This is a genomic window from Faecalicoccus sp. LCP19S3_E2 (assembly GCF_052121255.1).
Taxonomy (GTDB): Bacteria; Bacillota_I; Bacilli_A; order Erysipelotrichales; family Erysipelotrichaceae; genus Faecalicoccus.
This window is the reverse complement of sequence record NZ_JBQKEP010000022.1, coordinates 1-17,810: the sequence shown is the minus strand read 5'-3', so window position 1 is coordinate 17,810 and position 17,810 is coordinate 1. Positions and strand designations below refer to the sequence as shown.

The 17,810-nt window shown below is 39.7% G+C and carries 20 protein-coding genes; 19 read left to right on the top strand and 1 reads right to left on the bottom strand.

What is annotated here, in order from left to right; genetic code table 11:
* The 19 genes from rpsK to ACTQX6_RS11985 form a co-directional block, all read left to right on the top strand.
* The coding region (rpsK, locus tag ACTQX6_RS12075) for a 30S ribosomal protein S11 (RefSeq protein WP_441657541.1) at window positions 1–304 on the top strand (304 nt) is incomplete at its 5' end.
* Between the two features lie 26 nt (window positions 305–330).
* Window positions 331–1,272: a DNA-directed RNA polymerase subunit alpha gene (locus ACTQX6_RS12070; RefSeq protein ID WP_441657540.1), complete on the top strand. Its 942-nt coding sequence runs from the start codon at window positions 331–333 to the stop codon at window positions 1,270–1,272.
* A gap of 11 nt (window positions 1,273–1,283) precedes the next feature.
* Entirely contained in the window at window positions 1,284–1,646 is a 363-nt protein-coding gene (gene rplQ / locus ACTQX6_RS12065; protein ID WP_022790751.1) for a 50S ribosomal protein L17, read from the top strand.
* Between the two features lie 36 nt (window positions 1,647–1,682).
* Window positions 1,683–2,270 carry an O-methyltransferase gene (locus ACTQX6_RS12060; RefSeq protein WP_117446432.1) on the top strand — a complete coding sequence of 196 codons (588 nt, stop codon included), beginning with the start codon at window positions 1,683–1,685 and terminating at the stop codon, window positions 2,268–2,270.
* Window positions 2,263–2,463: a hypothetical protein gene (locus tag ACTQX6_RS12055; protein ID WP_168966591.1), complete on the top strand. Its 201-nt coding sequence runs from the start codon at window positions 2,263–2,265 to the stop codon at window positions 2,461–2,463. Before ACTQX6_RS12060 ends, ACTQX6_RS12055 begins: the two co-directional genes overlap by 8 nt.
* A gap of 74 nt (window positions 2,464–2,537) precedes the next feature.
* On the top strand, window positions 2,538–3,920 hold the full coding sequence (locus ACTQX6_RS12050; protein WP_294688673.1) for an MATE family efflux transporter: 1,383 nt from the start codon (window positions 2,538–2,540) through the stop codon (window positions 3,918–3,920).
* 63 nt (window positions 3,921–3,983) lie between these two features.
* On the top strand, window positions 3,984–4,811 hold the full coding sequence (locus ACTQX6_RS12045; protein ID WP_168966589.1) for an energy-coupling factor transporter ATPase: 828 nt from the start codon (window positions 3,984–3,986) through the stop codon (window positions 4,809–4,811).
* Window positions 4,787–5,647, top strand: a complete 861-nt coding sequence (locus ACTQX6_RS12040) for an energy-coupling factor transporter ATPase (RefSeq protein WP_022790756.1) — start codon at window positions 4,787–4,789, stop codon at window positions 5,645–5,647. Before ACTQX6_RS12045 ends, ACTQX6_RS12040 begins: the two co-directional genes overlap by 25 nt.
* Window positions 5,640–6,437, top strand: a complete 798-nt coding sequence (locus tag ACTQX6_RS12035) for an energy-coupling factor transporter transmembrane component T family protein (RefSeq protein WP_117446436.1) — start codon at window positions 5,640–5,642, stop codon at window positions 6,435–6,437. The genes ACTQX6_RS12040 and ACTQX6_RS12035 overlap by 8 nt, the downstream gene beginning before the upstream one ends.
* Window positions 6,434–7,165 carry a tRNA pseudouridine(38-40) synthase TruA gene (truA, locus tag ACTQX6_RS12030; RefSeq protein WP_294688671.1) on the top strand — a complete coding sequence of 244 codons (732 nt, stop codon included), beginning with the start codon at window positions 6,434–6,436 and terminating at the stop codon, window positions 7,163–7,165. The genes ACTQX6_RS12035 and truA overlap by 4 nt, the downstream gene beginning before the upstream one ends.
* A 2-nt stretch (window positions 7,166–7,167) precedes the next feature.
* The gene (locus tag ACTQX6_RS12025; RefSeq protein ID WP_117446438.1) at window positions 7,168–7,956 is read left to right on the top strand and encodes a histidinol-phosphatase; all 789 of its coding nucleotides are present in this window, start codon (window positions 7,168–7,170) and stop codon (window positions 7,954–7,956) included.
* A gap of 164 nt (window positions 7,957–8,120) precedes the next feature.
* Window positions 8,121–8,918, top strand: coding sequence for a TrmB family transcriptional regulator (locus tag ACTQX6_RS12020; protein ID WP_272000969.1), 798 nt, complete (start codon window positions 8,121–8,123; stop codon window positions 8,916–8,918).
* An 11-nt stretch (window positions 8,919–8,929) separates the two neighbouring features.
* A complete protein-coding gene (locus ACTQX6_RS12015; protein WP_117446440.1) occupies window positions 8,930–9,811 on the top strand; it encodes a TSUP family transporter in 882 nt (293 codons plus the stop codon).
* 3 nt (window positions 9,812–9,814) lie between these two features.
* On the top strand, window positions 9,815–10,813 hold the full coding sequence (locus ACTQX6_RS12010; protein ID WP_272006122.1) for an ornithine cyclodeaminase family protein: 999 nt from the start codon (window positions 9,815–9,817) through the stop codon (window positions 10,811–10,813).
* A gap of 281 nt (window positions 10,814–11,094) precedes the next feature.
* The gene (gene rplM, locus ACTQX6_RS12005) at window positions 11,095–11,532 is read left to right on the top strand and encodes a 50S ribosomal protein L13 (RefSeq protein WP_022790763.1); all 438 of its coding nucleotides are present in this window, start codon (window positions 11,095–11,097) and stop codon (window positions 11,530–11,532) included.
* 13 nt (window positions 11,533–11,545) lie between these two features.
* The gene (gene rpsI, locus ACTQX6_RS12000; protein WP_022790764.1) at window positions 11,546–11,947 is read left to right on the top strand and encodes a 30S ribosomal protein S9; all 402 of its coding nucleotides are present in this window, start codon (window positions 11,546–11,548) and stop codon (window positions 11,945–11,947) included.
* A gap of 605 nt (window positions 11,948–12,552) precedes the next feature.
* A complete protein-coding gene (locus ACTQX6_RS11995) occupies window positions 12,553–13,170 on the top strand; it encodes a TetR/AcrR family transcriptional regulator (protein WP_294688940.1) in 618 nt (205 codons plus the stop codon).
* Window positions 13,171–13,229: 59 nt separating this feature from the next.
* A complete protein-coding gene (locus ACTQX6_RS11990; protein WP_441657539.1) occupies window positions 13,230–15,032 on the top strand; it encodes an ABC transporter ATP-binding protein in 1,803 nt (600 codons plus the stop codon).
* Window positions 15,033–16,775, top strand: coding sequence for an ABC transporter ATP-binding protein (locus ACTQX6_RS11985; RefSeq protein ID WP_294688944.1), 1,743 nt, complete (start codon window positions 15,033–15,035; stop codon window positions 16,773–16,775). It abuts the gene before it with no gap.
* 226 nt (window positions 16,776–17,001) lie between these two features.
* Here ACTQX6_RS11985 and ACTQX6_RS11980 read toward each other — a convergent pair whose 3' ends face one another.
* Window positions 17,002–17,166, bottom strand: a complete 165-nt coding sequence (locus tag ACTQX6_RS11980; RefSeq protein WP_195222383.1) for a hypothetical protein — start codon at window positions 17,164–17,166, stop codon at window positions 17,002–17,004.
* Window positions 17,167–17,810: the final 644 nt, after the last annotated feature.

The following is a 17,810-nucleotide window of genomic DNA, read 5'->3' as shown; positions in this document are numbered from 1 at the left end:
TACGATCGTAACGATCACAGATGAGAGTGGAAATGCGGTAGCATGGAGCAGTGCGGGAGCCTTAGGATTCAAGGGAAGCCGAAAGAGCACACCGTATGCAGCCCAGTTAGCTGGAGAAGCAGCAGGTAAAGCTGCAATGGATCACGGGATGAAGACGGTCAGCGTGGAAGTAAAAGGACCGGGGCCGGGACGAGAAGCAGCAGTGAGAGCGTTGCAGGTAGCCGGACTGAGCATCACGATGATCAATGATGTGACCCCAATTCCACACAATGGATGTCGTCCGCCAAAACGACCTCGTGGATAGAAATTAGAACAATAGGAGGTGTCCCAATGGCAAGCTATACAATTCAAACGATAGAAGAATCTAAAACGCAAGGAAAGTTTGTTTTTACCCCATTACAGAACCGCTTCGGTACGACAATGGGAAATGCATTGCGCCGTGTCTTACTTTCTTCTTTGCCGGGTGGATCCGTGTTTAGTATCCGTATTGATGGAATCTATCATGAATTCACTGGTGTAGAAGGTGTAAAAGAGGATGCTGCTACAATTATTTTAAATATTAAACAGCTTTTACTAAAGATTGATATTAATGATAATGATGTTTATACACTTCGTATCAATAAAAGTGGACCTTGTGTCGTTACGGCAGCTGATATTGAATGTCCGACAGGTGTTGATGTACTGAATCCGGATTTAGTGATTTGTACATTGGCACAGGGAGCTACATTCAATATGGAAATGCAGGCACGTTTGGGTCGAGGCTTTAAAAGAGCAGATGTAAGCAAGCATCTTTATCAGAATGATGGACAACCTCTGGGAATTATTTATACAGACTCTTTATATTCACCGGTTAAAAAAGTAAGCTACAGTGTCGATGTTAACGCTGATGATACAGAAACACTGACGATGGTCATCGATACAGATGGACGTTTGATGCCTTCGGAAGCTTTATCAATCGGTTCAAAGATCCTTCGCGATCATTTTGCGATCTTGAAAGACATTGATGAGGCCAAATTAGAGCACATTGATGAAACAGAAAATGAAACGGAAGAAGATACAAATTCTATTCAACATAAGATGATCGAGGATCTGGAATTATCCGTTCGTTCTTACAACTGTTTGAAACGTGCCGGTATTACTACCGTAGAAGAACTGACACAGAAGACCGAAGAAGAAATGATTCATGTACGGAATTTAGGTAAGAAGAGTCTAAAAGAAGTGAAAGATAAGATTTATTCACTTGGATTAAGTTTCAAGTCTAGTAACGAGTAGGAGGAAGTCATATGTGGAATCGTAAATTAGGACGTACCGCCGATCATCGAAAAGCGTTGTTAAGAAACATGGCAACATCTTTGATTGAAAGCGGACAGATCGAAACAACAGAAATGAAAGCCAAAGAATTAAGTGCTGTAATGGATCAGCTGGTGACACTGGCCAAGAGAAATGATCTGCATGCCAGAAGACAGGCAGCTGCCTTTGTACGTAACGTAGAAGTAGATGACGAAGGAACAACGGCATTACAGAAACTATTCAATGAAATCGGGCCAAGCTATGCCGACCGCAACGGAGGATATACACGTGTAATCAAGACACGTATCCGTAAAGGGGATGCGGCACCGATGGCAATCGTACAATTTGTGAAGTAGAGCAATCTGCTTCCTTTTTTATAAGGGAGCCTATGTATGAATAAGTTAGAGACTATTAAAAACTATGCGCTAGAGAATGCAGTACCTATTATACAAGATGAAGGCTTTCAGTTCTTAAAAGAAAAATTTCTGGAATATCATTGTCATTCTTTTTTAGAAATTGGAACTGCTATTGCTCATACCGCTATTCAAATTGCCTTGTTGGATGAAAGTATCCGTGTGGTTACGATTGAACGAGATCCTAAAATGATTGAACAGGCTAAAAAAAATATCCAGAATCTTGGGCTTGAAAATCAAATTACGTTGATCGAAGGAGATGCTTTAGAGGTAGAAGTACAAGGTGTATTTGACTGTATTTTTATTGATGCGGCCAAAGCACAATACACACGTTTTTTTAACAAATTTTCCCCATTGCTTGCGCAAGATGGTATAATACTCACAGACAACATGAATTTTCATGGACTGGTAGAACATCCGGAACGTACAAACAATCGAAACACAAAAAGTTTGGTACGGAAAATTCGTGCATACCATGATTTTTTAACAGAGCTGGAAGATTTCCAAGTTGAATTTTATAATGTAGGAGATGGTATCGCTCTGGCAAGGAGGAAAAAGAATGCGTAAATGGATCAAGGTTTTATTGGCATTAGCGGCTGTTGCGGCTGCTTTGACGGCAGTACTGGCTAAACTTCATTTGGATAGAGAACGGAAAAAAGAACTGGATGCGTTCTTACTACCGGAGGATGAGGATACAGTCGTTGTCGATGTTCCTGTTAAATCTGAAGCTGCGCAGGAAGAAAATGAGTTTTTGGCATAAGAGGCAAGATTGAGTCTTGTCTTTTATTTTTGTCAGGTATAAACTTAATATGCTTAAGTATTTGGGGTGATCGAATGAAATTAACATTATCAAAAGAAGTAAATCTTGCCAAAGAACCTATTGGACATTTATTGTGGGTTCTTGCGGTACCGGCCATTACTTCACAAGTTGTCAATGCTCTTTATAATATGGTGGATCGAATGTATATTGGGCATATTCCGGAAGTAGGCAGTGTGGCCTTGACCGGTGTAGGTGTTTGTTTTCCATTAATCATGATCGTAAGTGCATTTGCATATCTGTTTGGTATGGGTGGTGCTCCCAGAGCCAGTATCTACATGGGAAAGAAACAAAACGATATGGCCGAGAAAATCATGGGAAACAGCTTTGTATCCTTATGCATCATTGCGATTCTTCTGACTATAGCTATGTTGATCGGCGCCAGACCACTATTGTATTTATTTGGTGCCAGTGACAATACGATCGGTTATGCCATGGACTATATACAAATCTATGCGATTGGTACGATTTTCGTACAATTGACATTAGGACTCAATGCCTTCATATCCTGCCAGGGATTTTCTTTGATCAGCATGTTTACCGTATGTATTGGTGCGGTTACGAATATCGTGCTGGATCCGATCTTTATTTTTGGCTTTGGCATGGGTGTACAGGGAGCTGCTTTAGCTACGGTAATTTCACAGGCTTTTAGTGCCGCATGGGCTATTTACTTTTTATGTTCTTCTAAAAGTGTTTTGCGCCTGCAAAAAAAGAATCTTCGTTTGAGCGCATCCATCATGCTTCCATGTATTGCCTTAGGTGTGGCTCCTTTCCTGATGCAGGCAACAGAGAGTGTTCTGGTTCTTTGTTTCAATTCCTCACTTTTAAGATATGGTGGCGATTTAGCGGTCGGTGCGATGACCATTCTGTCCAGTGTGATGCAGTTTGCCATGTTGCCACTGCAGGGAATTACACAAGGTGGGCAGCCGATCATCAGCTATAACTATGGAGCTAAGCTATCGGATCGTGTGAAGCGTGCTTTTCGTCTTCAAACATTGGCTTGTCTTGGATATTCAACTATTTTATGGGCCATGGTTTTACTATTTCCCGGCTTGTTTGTGGCAATATTTACCAATGATACTGAATTAGCGGAAATCACTTGTTGGGCTTTACGGATCTACATGTCCACAGTCTTATTGATGGGAATTCAGATTTCCTGCCAACAAAGCTTTATCGCATTTGGAAATTCAAAGATCAGTGCTTTTTTAGCTGTATTGCGAAAAATGTTGTTGTTGATACCTTTGATCTATATTTTGCCGATGTTGATTCCCGATAAGGTTTTTGCGGTTTTTCTAGCTGAACCGATTGCGGATACGATTGCCGTTGCCACGACTGCCATTCTGTTTTACAGAGAATTTAAAAAAATGATGCGTGAAATGCAACGAAAAGAAGGGGTATAACCTTCTTTTTCTTTTAAACTGTTAGACTTTTCGCTATAATGAACGAGTTGGGAGGAGTGCAAAATGGATGCAATCCAAGTGATGAATCTGACATTTTCCTATGATGGGCAAAATGATGTTATAAAAGATGTTTCCTTTTCGATACCCAAAGGAAGCTATACGACCATTATCGGTCATAATGGTTCTGGTAAAAGTACGATCGCAAAGTTGTTGATCGGCTTATTGCCGGCCAAAAGTGGCGAAATCCGCATATTAGGAAAAACACTCAATGAAGAAAGTGTTTATGAACTTCGTAATCATGTAGGGATCGTCTTCCAGAATCCGGATAACCAGTTTATCGGATCGACCGTAGCGGACGATATTGCCTTTGGCTTGGAAAACCATTGTGTTCCTCAGGAAGAGATGCAGGCTATTATTGAGTCTTCGGCACAAAAAGTCGGAATGATGGAGTATTTGGACAGTGAGCCTACAAAGCTTTCCGGCGGTCAAAAGCAGCGTGTGGCCATTGCGGGTATTTTGGCCATTGAACCGGAGATCATCGTATTTGATGAATCAACCAGTATGTTAGATCCTCAGGGAAAGGCCAGCATCAATGCACAGATCAAACAGCTTCATACGAAAAAAGACAGAACAATTCTTTCCATTACACACGATATGGAAGAAGTGGCACAAAGTGACTTTGTCATCGTTTTAAGAGATGGCGAGGTAGCCATGACGGGTTCACCTATGGAAATTTTCGCCCATGCCAAAGAAATGGAAGAAATGAAGCTGGATATTCCATTCGCATTAAAATTCTCAAAAGAATTGATCAAAGAAAAAATCACAGACCAACCGGTCTGTACTTTAGAAGAGGTGGTGAAACAGTTATGTCAATTGAAATCAACCACTTAGAACATGTGTATAATGCAGGTACCCCTTTTGAACACAGTGCTTTACACGGCATTGACTTGAGCATTCCTGAAGGAAAGGTCACTGCCATTATCGGACAGACAGGCTCCGGGAAATCCACCCTGGTGCAGCATTTAAACGGTTTATTGATTCCCAGTGCCGGTACCTTGGATATTTGTGGATTTCATATTCAGCCTCTATTAAAGATCAAAGATGTAAAAGCATTGCGTAAAGAAGTTGGATTAGTATTTCAGTTTCCGGAATATCAGTTGTTTGAAGAGACGATTGAAAAAGATATAGCATTTGGTCCTAAAAATTTTGGAGTGGAAGAAGAGAAGGCCAATGAGCTTGTAAAGAAGATTCTTCCGATGGTTGGTCTGGATGAATCGTATCTACAAAGATCTCCGTTTGAATTAAGCGGCGGTCAAAAAAGAAGAGTGGCGATTGCCGGAATATTGGTATTAGATCCCAAGGTTTTGGTATTGGATGAGCCAACGGCCGGTTTAGATCCTCAGGGAGCCAAAGAGATGATGTCTTTGTTTATGGATTTAAATCGTATACACAACAAGACTATTCTTTTAGTTTCCCACGATATGGAGCATGTCATGCGTTATTGTGATCATGTCATCGTACTGGATCATGGAAAAGTATTACAGGAAAGCGATGTGCATACATTCTTTGAACATCCGGAATGGATGATCAAGGTAGGAATCAATCCGCCGGCAATCATTCGTTTAAAATTGATGTTGAAGGAAAAAGGCTTTTTGATACCGGATGAGATCCTGGACTTAGATGCTCTGGTGAAATGTGTTAGAGAGCAGGTGATGCTCCATGAATAATATCGCGTTAGGACGATATTTGCCATTGGATTCTAAAGTTCATGCGATGGATCCAAGAGCCAAAATCATGATCTTGTTGTTTGTGATGATTGCGGTCTTTATTCCGGCAGGTGCTATAGGCTATGTTGTGATTGGTGCTTTTATTTTAGCTTGTCTTTTCTTATCAAAGCTGCAGATACGATTTGCCCTGCGTGCCATGAAGCCGATCATATGGATGATGATCTTTCTTCTGGTAATCAATGTCCTTGTCATCAAAACAGGCAGACCATGGATCGAATGGGGATGGTTTTCCGTCTATTCCGATGCGGTGTTTCAAACCTTATATATTGCCGTGCGACTGATGTTCATGATCGTGCTTACGACCATTTTGACCGCAACGACAAAGCCATTGGATTTGACACTGGGAATTGAAAAGCTGTTAAAACCGTTTGAAAAGATAGGCTTACCGGCTCATATCATTGCGATGATGATCAGTATTGCCTTGCGTTTTATTCCGACTTTGATTGAAGAAACACAACGCATCATGAATGCACAGGCCAGCCGTGGTGTCGATTTTGAAAATGGAAGCTTAAAAGAGAAGGTAATGTCGATCCTTTCCTTGATCGTTCCTTTATTTGTATCGAGCTTTGATCGTGCTGAACAGCTTGCCAATGCGATGGAGGCAAGAGGATATGATCCCAATAAACAAAGAACAAGATACAAAGTGTTAAAAATGCACGGAATCGATCGTTTAGGCATGTTCTGCAGTGTCTGTATATTGGGTGTCTGCATAGGAATTTGGCTATTATGATCATAAAATGTACGGTAGCTTATGACGGTTATAATTATGCCGGTTGGCAAAAACAGGAGAATGCTTTAGGGATTCAAACGATCATCGAAGAAGCATTAGAAAAAATACAGAAAAGTCCGGTTGAAATTGTAGCCAGTGGGAGAACAGATGCTCATGTGCATGCCCTTGGCCAGGTATTTCATTTCCAAAGTGAGATAGCTATGCAGCCATGGCAATATGTAAAGGCTATGAATGCTTTGTTGCCACAGGACATACGAATTCAAAGTGCTGAAATCGCACCAGAAGATTTTCATGCTCGTTTCTCCTGTAAATCCAAACAATATGCGTATATTGCGACCTATGATGTCAACGATCCGTTTGCCTATCGATATAAAGCGCCTTTGTATCAAAAGCTGGACATGGAGAAAATGTTGGAAGCGGCTTTCTATCTTATAGGAGAACATGATTTTACCAGCTTTTCCAGCAGTCGAATCGATCCCAGAAAACCAAGAATCAAAAATGTGCGGTTGATCGAGATACGAAATAAAGACAAAGACGTTCATTTTTTATTTGAAGGAAATGGTTTTCTACGCTATCAGGTTCGAATGATGACGGGGACTTTAATCGAAGTTGGAAAACAAAGAATCCAACCATTGGATGTTCAACACATGCTTCTGGAAAAAAATAAAGAAGTTTGTCGATATAATGCGCCGCCACAAGGCTTATATCTGATGAAAGTGAGGTATTAGGGATGAAAAATTATCATACACATACAGCACGATGTCACCATGCGATGGGAACTGATGAAGACTATGTACAGATTGCCATACAGGAAGGCTATACCACGCTTGGATTTTCAGATCATGCCTGTTGGCATTATCCAAGTGGTTTTCATCCGCATATTCGCATGTTGGAAACAGAATTTGATGGCTATCAGAAAAGTATTTTAGACTTAAAACAAAAATATCAGGATCAAATTGAGATCCTCTGTGGACTGGAAGCTGAATACTTTCCAAAATCTATGGATTGGTTAAAAAACTTTTGTAAAGAAAAACAGTTGGATTATCTGATCTTTGGCAATCATTATTATCAAAGTGATGAAACCGGTATTTATTACGGGAATTGTCCGCAGAATCATATAGAAGATTATTTTACATCTACATTGGAGGGCCTTAAGACAGGCATGTATTCTTGCCTGGCGCATCCGGAATTGATCTTGTTGAATCCGCGTTTAAAATGGAATGATCAACTGGAAGAGGGCTTTCATAGTATCTGCAAGTTGGCCAAAGAATTAGAGATTCCCTTAGAGTACAACGTACTTGGATTCCAGAAGGCAAGACAAATGGGATTTGTGGCTTATCCGCATCCACGCTTTTGGCAGATTGCTTCTCAATATAAAAACAAAGCGATTATCGGTATGGATGCTCATCAGCCGTTTGGACTGGAAAAAGAATTATTTCTTGAAGCCTATGAGAGTCTTTTAAAGTATGACGTAGAAATTGTGGATACACTTAAAAAAGTTGATTTTTCAATGATGTAGAAACCAGTTTGATGACATACTGGTTTTTTTATTATGTATAAAACCTATATAAAATATATTATTTATATTGAAAATATATTTAGAGGCACTATAATAGAATTATAGTAGTTACCCAAGGTAGCGCATAACAAGAAAGACCTTGGTTGACACTAGGAGGATTTGGTATGTCTGTGATTGAATTATTAAAAAATTTTCAATTCACAGAATCAGAGGCAAAAGTGTATGTCACATTGACACAATATGGGCCGCAGACGGGTTATGAAGTCAGTAAGACTTCCGGTGTTCCTCGTTCTAAAGTTTACAATATCTTAGAATCCTTGGAGAGAAGGGGAATTGTCTGTTTTAGTCAGTCAAAGCGCACAAAGCTTTATAAAGCAGAATCCATTGATATGGTATGTTCTTTGATGGAAAATACAATTCAGGAAACACGAACAAAGCTGAAACGTGAAATAGAACTGGATTCGTATCTTCGGGAAGATGAACAAATATGGGAGTTAAATGACTGGAATCTTGTAAAAGTTCGCTGCTTGGAATTATTGAAGCAGTCAAAAAAACAAGTGTTGATCCAATTGTGGTCCCAGGAATTAAATGATGAAATGGAACATGCTTTGGCAGAAGTGCAAAGAAGACTGAAAGAAGTTTTGATCATCCTATATGATGAAAAACAGGAGTATAAAACAAACTTAAAGCATGTTTATCGTCATGGATATGAAAAAGAGAAGCTGGAAGATATGAATGGAAGATGGCTTTTGTTGACGATAGACGGACAAGCGATGTTGTATGTGACATTTGATGAAAAAGGAATGAGCCATGCGATTTATACAAGAAAAAAAGAGATGTCTTTTTTTGCCAGAGAATATATCATGCATGATGCATATTGTCTCAAGATTCTGAATCAGATTGAAGATTTACCGGTCATGGATCAATTGAAAGATATTCGTGATGTATTTTATAAAAATTAGGAGAGAAATGAATGGATGGAATCAACATAGTTCAAGTGATCTTGATCTTAGTGGTGTTGGTGAATGGGCTTTTTGCGATTCGCTTTGTCTTAGATGTACTGCAGCATAAAGAAGAATTGAAGGAGGAACCGGGAAATCCTGTTGCGATGGCCATTGTGTCTTTTTTCATGTTCTTTCTTTCGACGTTTGGAATCAGTGATTTTGCGATCGGATCAAGTTTGTATCCCAAAGCAAAATGGGTTTCGGATAAGAAGTTGCCGGGAACTTTAAATACAGAATGTGTGATTCCGGTTGCGGTGATGGCACTGGCTTATATATCCAGTATTGAGGTTGGCTTGTTGACGCTGGTCACGGCAATCGTTTGTCAGGTGGTGGGTGCCTATGTATCTCCTCGTTATGTAACAAAACTGCCTGCAAATCAAATCAAACGTTTTGTGGCAGCTGGACTCTTTATTGCGGCCGGACTGATCTTGGCAGGAAAATTTGGCATTTATCCAAGTGGAGGAGAATTAAGCTCTTTAGAAGGTGGCTCTTTGATTTTGTTTGCGCTTCTTTGCATGTTATTTGGAGCGTTAAACAATATCGGTATCGGTTCATATGCATTGACGATGGCTACGGTTTATGCGATGGGACTTAATCCATCAATTGCGTTTCCTATTATGATGGGCGCCTGTACTTTTTCTGTGCCGATTGGTTCCATGCAGTTTATAAAGCTGGATAGCTATTCACGTAAAATTACATTGTTTACTTCCACCTTTGGAGTATTAGGCGTTTTGGTTGCCGCTTTTGTGGTCAAAAGCCTGGATGTATCTGCTTTATTATGGGTCGTAGTGATAGTCGTATTGTATTCCGCTATCACCATGTTGAAAAGTTCATTTAACAAGGAGAAATAGAAAATGGAAATTCGTATTCTTACACAAGATGATATCAAAGAAGTAATGCCGATGAAGGAAGCCATTGAAGCTGATAAAGAAGCATTGAAGATGTACTCGGAAGGAAGTGCCAATATTCCTTTGCGTGCTAATTTAGATGTTCCGGAACATGAAGGACAAAGTTTATATATGTATGGATATGCACCAAAAGCGAATGCCTTAGGGGTAAAGATCGTATCGGTATATCCTAAAAACATTGAAAAAGGACTCAACTCTGTACCGGCTACCATGGTGAATCTGGATGCCGAGACAGGGCAGGTCAGTACCCTGATGGATGGAACCTATCTTACACGCTTACGTACCGGAGCTATTGCTGGAGCCGCAACGGATGTATTAGCTCGTCATGACAGCAAGGTTTTTGCACTGTTTGGTACCGGTGGACAGGCAGAAACACAGCTGGAAGCCGTTTTAAACGTCCGTGATATTGAGTTAGTCAAGGTATTTGATATATCCAGGGAAAGAGCACAGGCTTTTGTGGACAAGATGACAGAACGCTTTAAAGGTGTATTCAAAGCCAGTCTGGAAGTCGCCGCATCCAGTGAAGAAGCTATTCAGGATGCCGATATCATCACTTCTGTAACAACAGCCAGGGTTGCTACTTTTGATGGAAGACTGGTAAAACCGGGATGCCATATTAATGGAGTTGGCTCTTACACACCTGAAATGGCTGAAATCAATGAATATACGGTGACACATGCCGATCGTGTTTATGTTGATACTCGAGATGGAGCTTTAAAAGAATGTGGAAGTTTGTTGCAGCCGATTCAAAAAGGAATTTATCATGAGGATCAAGTGAGTGGTGAGCTTGGAGAAGTCCTTTTAGGAAAAGTCGATGGTCGTAAAAATGACCAGGAGGTGACTTTATTTATCACAACCGGTTCTGCGGTGCTGGATCTGGTATGTTCACAAAAAATCCAGGAAAAAGCGGCTGAACAAAACAAAGGAACAATCATAGAATTATAAAAACAGGATGTCTATGATATTGTCCCAGAACTAATATAAACAAGAGAAGATGCCTTTTGATCAATAGATTTTTTAGAGGCATCTTTTCAAATAGGGATAGAAAAACAAAGCAAAAAGAAAAGCTGAATATTCAAAGTTTTAATCAGGGAATGTATATTGTGTTTCCATTACATTATACTGTAATTTTGATTGACTTTTCGTTACTTTTTGCATAAGATAGTACTTGGCTAATCTTCGGCCGTTTCAGCCCCGGTAACGCTGAAATCAAGGAGGAAAAGAGAATGCGTCAAACTACAATGGCAAAACCTGCCGACGTAACACGTACATGGTATGTAGTAGACGGTGAAGGACAAACCTTAGGTCGCTTGGCCACTACTTGTGCACATGTATTGAGAGGAAAACACAAACCTACATACACACCAAATGTTGACTGCGGTGATTATGTAATTGTGATCAATGCGGACAAAGTCGATATGACTGGAAACAAATTGAACACAGAGAAGTACTACAACCACTCTGGATACTTTGGAGGTATGCGAGTTCGTACTGCCAAAGAAATGAAAGAAAAATATCCAGTAGAATGGGTAGAAAGAGCTGTAAAAGGAATGTTGCCACACACTAAATTAGGTGATGTAATGCGTGGACATTTGTTTGTCTATGCAGGAAGCGAACATCCACATGCTGCTCAGAAGCCTGTTGAATTAAAGGTGAAAGGATAAGGAGGAATAGAAGATGGCAAATACAAACATCGTTCAGTATCATGGTGTAGGACGTCGTAAAAAATCTATTGCTCGTGTATTCTTACGCCCAGGAACAGGAAATATTGAAGTCAACGGAAAGACTTTGGAAGAATATCTTCCATTGGAAACATTGCGTATGGTTGTTAAATCACCATTAGAACTGACAAATACTTTAGATCAGTTTGATGTTGTAATCAACGTACATGGTGGTGGATACACAGGACAGGCTGGCGCTATGCGTCATGGTGTAACACGTGCTTTGATGGAAGCAAGTGATGATTATCGTCCAGTATTGAAGGCAGCCGGATTCGTAACACGTGACCCTCGTGCTAAAGAACGTAAGAAATACGGTTTAAAAGCAGCACGTCGTGCTCCACAGTTCTCAAAACGTTAATTTTTGGGAATGCTCAAAACAATCCAAAAAAACTCAAGTCGCTCAAAGCCTTTATTTATCGGCTCAAATACGATTTGAGTTTTTTTGTGTTTATAGAGTTTTGAAATGGTAAGCAACACGTATGCGATACAGTAATTATTTTGGAAAAATCATCAATTGAAAATGTAAAGTACCTATGTTATTGAATGTATCTTGAACGATAGACTGCATAAATGGAATTCTCTCAAAAATTACTTACTTTTATCTCACTATAATAATATCGCTTCGAAAAAATGAGAATAATTCAAATTTGTGAAATATAGAATCAAATACAAAATATTTCCAATAGAAGAATCCATGCACGTTAATAGCACGTAAAAGTCTTTAAATAGTCTCTATTTAAAGGACTGTACATTTAAAAAAACGTTAGTAAAAATTATTGTGAGAAGCTTAAATACTTTTAAATACAGTATGATTATTTATAACCATTGTTGGCAGAGACGTTTTAATAATTAATGTCTGAAGGAGAAATTTACTAAAGTGATTTGCTATTGTATCTTGACAAACAAAGAAGGCTAGAAGTATTATAACGGTGTTATATAACAGTGTTATTCGGGGAGGAAGATATGGAAGAAAAGACAAGTGCGACTTTAGAGAGTATTGAACAGGCAGCTATGCAGGAATTTCTTGAAAAAGGATTTCAGGGAGCTTCGCTTCGACAGATTGTGAAAAATGCTGGAGTGACTACTGGAGCGTTCTATGGCTATTTCTCCAGCAAGGAGGCCTTGTTCAATGCGCTTGTGGAACCACATGCAGCCGCTTTGATGGGACGCTTTATGAAGGCGCAGACTTCTTTTGCGGAGTTACCGGAAGAAGAACAAGTTTCTCATATGGGAGATGAATCCGGAAACTATGTAAGATGGATGGTGGATTATATCTGTCAGCATAGAGATTCGGTAAAGTTACTTCTTACACGCTCAGAAGGAACGAGCTATGAGCGCTTTATTCACAACATGGTAGAAGTAGAAGTGGAATATACACTTCGCTATATAGAAGTGCTTCGCCATTTGGGCAAAGATGTTCCAGAATTGAGCAATTCCATTTGTCATATCATTGCAAGCGGTATGTTCAATGGTCTGTTTGAAATCGCAATCCATGACATGCCTAAAGAACAGGCTCTGCAATGTGTGGAACAATTTCGAACCTTTTACACTGGCGGATGGCTATCATTAATGGGGCAATGACCCCTTTAAATTTTAGCCATTAAGTTAGCTTAAACTAACTAAAAGAAGGAGGCTTTTGGATGAAACAAAAGAAAAAGAGTGATGTAGCGATCTTGATGGATTATGCTGGAAGTCATCGAATCTTGACTTATATCGGATTGATCTTGTCGGCTATTTCGATGATCTTGAGCATGATCCCTTATGTATGTATCTGGCTAGTTGCCAGGAATTTGATTGCAGTAGCACCTAATTGGAGTCAGGCAGAAATGATTACTCAATATGGATGGATTGCCTTTGAATCGGCAGTCGGCGGAATTCTTATATACTTTGTTGGTTTGATGTGTACACATTTGGCTGCCTTTCGTACCGCAGCCAATATTCGTAAACGTGGTGTCGCACATTTAATGGAAGCTCCGCTTGGATTTTTTGATGTCAATGCTTCCGGATTGATTCGTGGGCGCTTAGATGCAGCGGCAGCGGATACCGAAACTTTATTGGCTCATAATCTGGCGGATATTATAGGGACGATCACTTTATTTATTGCGATGTTAGTGTTGATGTTCGTATTTGACTGGCGTATGGGATGTGCTTGCCTATTGGCTGCTGTGATCTCAATTCTTTCCATGTTTGCGATGATGGGCGGTAAAAATGCTGGTTTTATGGCTCAATATCAGGCAGCTTTAGATCGAATGAGCAAAGCCGGGACCGAATATGTACGTGGAATCCCGGTCGTTAAGATCTTCCAACAGACGGTGTATTCCTTCAAAGCTTTTCAGAAATCAATCGAGGAATACAGTTATTTTGCCGAACACTATAACTCAAATGTCTGCAGCAAACTACAATCTGTAAATTTAACTTTTACTGAAGGAGCTTTTGCGTTCTTAGTGCCAGTTGCCTTATTTCTGGCACCTGGGGCATTATCTAGTGGAAATTTTGCAGAGTTTGTAACCAACTTTGCCTTCTATGCTGTATTTTCAGCTATCATCTCTACTGCTTTGGCACGTATTATGTTTGCATCTTCGGGAATTATGCTTGCACATACTGCTCTGGGACGTATTGTTCAAGTTATGGATGCACCTACATTATCGGTAAGTAAACAGTCAAAACATCCAATGGATAGTTCTGTAGAATTTAAGGATGTCAGCTTTACATACGAAGGTGCACAAAGAGAAGCTTTATCTCATGTTTCTTTTAAGGCAGAACCCGGACAAACGATTGCTTTGGTTGGACCTTCCGGTGGCGGCAAGACCACAGCTGCCAGTTTGATTCCAAGATTTTGGGATGTCAGCTCTGGTGAAGTGCTGGTAGGTGGTGTGGATGTAAAAGAAATGGATCCGCATGAGCTCATGGATCAGATAGCATTTGTATTCCAAAACAACCGCCTTTTTAAAACTTCCATTTATGAAAATGTGCGATCTTCAAGACCCAATGCCACTCGTGAGGAAGTGTTATCGGCCTTAATGTCAGCGCAGTGTAAAGATATTCTGGAAAAACTCCCTCAAGGAATGGATACCATAATAGGAACGGAAGGGACCTATCTTTCTGGAGGCGAACAACAGCGTATCGCTTTGGCCAGAGCTATATTAAAAGATGCTCCAATTATTGTACTAGATGAGGCAACCGCCTTTGCTGACCCGGAAAATGAAGCTTTGATTCAAAAAGGCTTTACGAAGCTGATGAAAGGACGAACTGTCATCATGATTGCTCATCGTTTATCTACGGTAGTGGGGGCTGATAAGATCATTGTCTTGAATGAAGGAAAAATAACTGAACAAGGCACACATGAAGATCTTATTAAAGCAAATGGCTTATATGCAAAAATGTGGACTGATTATAATAAAGCAATCCAGTGGAAAATTACCGCTCAAAAGGAGGTGGCATAAATGTTTGGCGAAAAGTTTCAACGTACCTATGCTTTAACAGATCAAGGTGTCAAAAATACAAAACGTGGGACTTTCTTTACTGTGATCACCAATTTAGTCGTCATGGCAGGAACCGGTATTTTATATCTGGTTATGGGAAACTTTATGGAAACTTTGATTGGCGAATCAGCTGTAACAAATATCCTTGTGCCAATCTTATTGATCGTTGCATTTTTACTTCTATCTTTTATAACACATTATCTGCAGTATAAAGCGACCTATGGTCTGGTGTATGGAGAAGTTAAAACAACACGTCTTCATTTGGCAGAGCGTTTGCGCAAACTTCCTTTAGGGTACTTTGGTAAACGTGATCTGGCAGATCTTACCGAAACATTGATGGGAGATGTCAACCGAATGGAGCATGTATGGAGTCATGTTTTGGGATATTTGTATGGTGCGTATATCTCTACTGCCATCATTGCGATTTGTTTGATTTTCTATAACTGGAAGTTGGCTATTGCCTGTCTTTGGGGTGTACCGGTAGCGTTTGCCTTATTGTTTGGCAGTCGAAAACTGACGGAACGAAGTTCACAAATCACAAAAGCTGCAGCTATACGAGTATCAGACGGTATCCAAGAAGCACTTGAAAATGTAAGAGAAATCCGTGCTACGAATCAGGAGAAACGATATTTGAGTGGATTAAACGAAAAAATCAATCAACACGAAAAGGTTACGATCAAGGGTGAACTCACAACAGGATTGTTTGTCAATGCAGCTAGTGTGATTATGCGATTAGGTGTAGCAACAACGATTCTAGTAGGAGCCAACCTGATCTTATCAGGACAGATCGACTTTATGTTGTTGTTCTTGTTTTTATTGGTTATTACGCGTGTGTATGCTCCATTTGATCAAAGCTTGGCTTTGATTGCGGAAATGTTTGTTTCACAGGTATCGGCAGATCGCATCAATGAAATCTATGAAACAGCAATTGCGACTGGATCAGATACTTTTAAACCCCAAGGGCATGATATTGTGTTTGACCATGTAAGTTTCTCTTATGATCACAAAGAGGTATTGCATGATGTAAGCTTCACTGCCAAACAGGGACAAGTAACAGCTTTGGTTGGCCCTTCTGGTTCGGGTAAGAGTACTTGCGCTAGACTGGCGGCACGATTATGGGATATAGACAGCGGTCATATTTGTGTGGGTGGAGTTGACATATCCACAGTCGATCCAGAAGTTTTATTAACCGACTATTCAATGGTATTCCAGGATGTCGTGTTATTTGATGATACAGTGATGGAAAACATACGTCTCGGTAAGCGCGGTGCCAGTGATGAAGAAGTCCTTGCGGCAGCCAAAGCGGCTAACTGTGATGAGTTTGTAAATCTTTTACCACAAGGATATGCCACACCGATTGGTGAAAATGGCGCTAAATTATCAGGTGGAGAAAGACAACGCATTTCGATTGCCCGTGCTCTTTTAAAAGATGCGCCTATCGTACTATTGGATGAGGCAACCGCATCATTAGATGTTGAAAACGAAACTAAGGTGCAGGCAGCATTATCACGTTTGTTAATGGGTAAAACGGTACTTGTTATTGCACACAGAATGCGCACGGTAGCCGGAGCGGATCATATCGTAGTTTTGGATAATGGCCACATAGTTGAACAAGGATCTCCATCAGAGCTGATGGAGAAGAATGGCATCTATCGAAGGATGGTTGATTTGCAAAGCGAGAGTGCACAGTGGAAAATGAACTAATGTTTGAAATATAAGCGATATTAATGAAAAAAGATGGCTGGAACCGAAAATGTTGACAACCATCTTTTTATTTGTTGATTATTTAAGATTGGCAAATACTACACTTTATAGATGCTGTTAAGTTGACCAAGGGTATAAGTTTTAGTTTGCCAATCTTTTTAGCTTCTTGGAAGGTGTTGGGTTTACCATCAATGTTGCCTTCCTGTATGGTAATATTTGTGCCATCTCATGCAATCAAAATACCGACATGATTATATCCAACACTAGAGAAGACAGCGCCTGCCTTTGGAGTGCAGGATTTTCTCAAATTTATCGGGATGTACCGCGACAAGTTGATTGACATATTGATTGCCGTTTCCGGCAAATCAAAAAATGTATCCATAGATTTCATAAAACCTTCCCCAGGCAAACCAGGTGCATTGGTCATATAATTCAATTTGACTATAGAGGTGTTCATGCCTTGGATTTTTATAGTTGAGTTTTTCCTAGATATTGCCAGATTCAAAACTAACAGAGTGTATAGATTATTTACATGATTTAGAAAGCCGAGTATGCTTTAACCACTAGAATCGATTGTATTTAAAAAAATCGAAAATTATGTAATTTATATAAAGGAAAATGCTTCCGCAACTGCATTAGGATTACCTAAAAAATAGGAATTGTGAAAAAAGCCAGATGGCCAATCAATAAGTTAATCTTAACCATGATGATATGAGGAATTTATTTTTTGCACAAAGATTATACAGATTTCTGGGAGAGATTATTGTCAGGTGTTGAAGTTTTTATTGGCAATGCAACAGGTAAGAAACAAATATGCTATAAAACCTTAATTTTATAAGGTTTTGAAGTTCTCAAAACGTTAGTCATAATAGTTGTGAGAAGATCAAAGAAGTATTTAGACTTTGTGAGAAGTTTAGATACTTCTTTCGCTTAACCTCCAATTTGTTGACATAGCCTTTTAAGTAATCGCAAATTTAAAAAGATCTTCTTTTCGTATTTGACGAATAAAAAAGTAACTAACTTGTCCTCTCAATC

Coding starts and splice junctions, on each gene's coding strand:
- ACTQX6_RS12060 (WP_117446432.1), top strand. CDS start 1,683: ATGAATAAGTTAGAGACTATTAAAAACTATGCGCTAGAGAATGCAGTA.
- rpsI (WP_022790764.1), top strand. CDS start 11,546: ATGGCAAATACAAACATCGTTCAGTATCATGGTGTAGGACGTCGTAAA.
- ACTQX6_RS12050 (WP_294688673.1), top strand. CDS start 2,538: ATGAAATTAACATTATCAAAAGAAGTAAATCTTGCCAAAGAACCTATT.
- ACTQX6_RS11980 (WP_195222383.1), bottom strand. CDS start 17,166: ATGAAATCTATGGATACATTTTTTGATTTGCCGGAAACGGCAATCAAT.
- rplQ (WP_022790751.1), top strand. CDS start 1,284: ATGTGGAATCGTAAATTAGGACGTACCGCCGATCATCGAAAAGCGTTG.
- ACTQX6_RS12015 (WP_117446440.1), top strand. CDS start 8,930: ATGGATGGAATCAACATAGTTCAAGTGATCTTGATCTTAGTGGTGTTG.
- truA (WP_294688671.1), top strand. CDS start 6,434: ATGATCATAAAATGTACGGTAGCTTATGACGGTTATAATTATGCCGGT.
- ACTQX6_RS12010 (WP_272006122.1), top strand. CDS start 9,815: ATGGAAATTCGTATTCTTACACAAGATGATATCAAAGAAGTAATGCCG.
- ACTQX6_RS12070 (WP_441657540.1), top strand. CDS start 331: ATGGCAAGCTATACAATTCAAACGATAGAAGAATCTAAAACGCAAGGA.
- ACTQX6_RS12055 (WP_168966591.1), top strand. CDS start 2,263: ATGCGTAAATGGATCAAGGTTTTATTGGCATTAGCGGCTGTTGCGGCT.
- ACTQX6_RS12045 (WP_168966589.1), top strand. CDS start 3,984: ATGGATGCAATCCAAGTGATGAATCTGACATTTTCCTATGATGGGCAA.
- ACTQX6_RS12040 (WP_022790756.1), top strand. CDS start 4,787: ATGTCAATTGAAATCAACCACTTAGAACATGTGTATAATGCAGGTACC.
- ACTQX6_RS11990 (WP_441657539.1), top strand. CDS start 13,230: ATGAAACAAAAGAAAAAGAGTGATGTAGCGATCTTGATGGATTATGCT.
- ACTQX6_RS12025 (WP_117446438.1), top strand. CDS start 7,168: ATGAAAAATTATCATACACATACAGCACGATGTCACCATGCGATGGGA.
- rplM (WP_022790763.1), top strand. CDS start 11,095: ATGCGTCAAACTACAATGGCAAAACCTGCCGACGTAACACGTACATGG.
- ACTQX6_RS12020 (WP_272000969.1), top strand. CDS start 8,121: ATGTCTGTGATTGAATTATTAAAAAATTTTCAATTCACAGAATCAGAG.
- ACTQX6_RS11995 (WP_294688940.1), top strand. CDS start 12,553: ATGGAAGAAAAGACAAGTGCGACTTTAGAGAGTATTGAACAGGCAGCT.
- ACTQX6_RS11985 (WP_294688944.1), top strand. CDS start 15,033: ATGTTTGGCGAAAAGTTTCAACGTACCTATGCTTTAACAGATCAAGGT.
- ACTQX6_RS12035 (WP_117446436.1), top strand. CDS start 5,640: ATGAATAATATCGCGTTAGGACGATATTTGCCATTGGATTCTAAAGTT.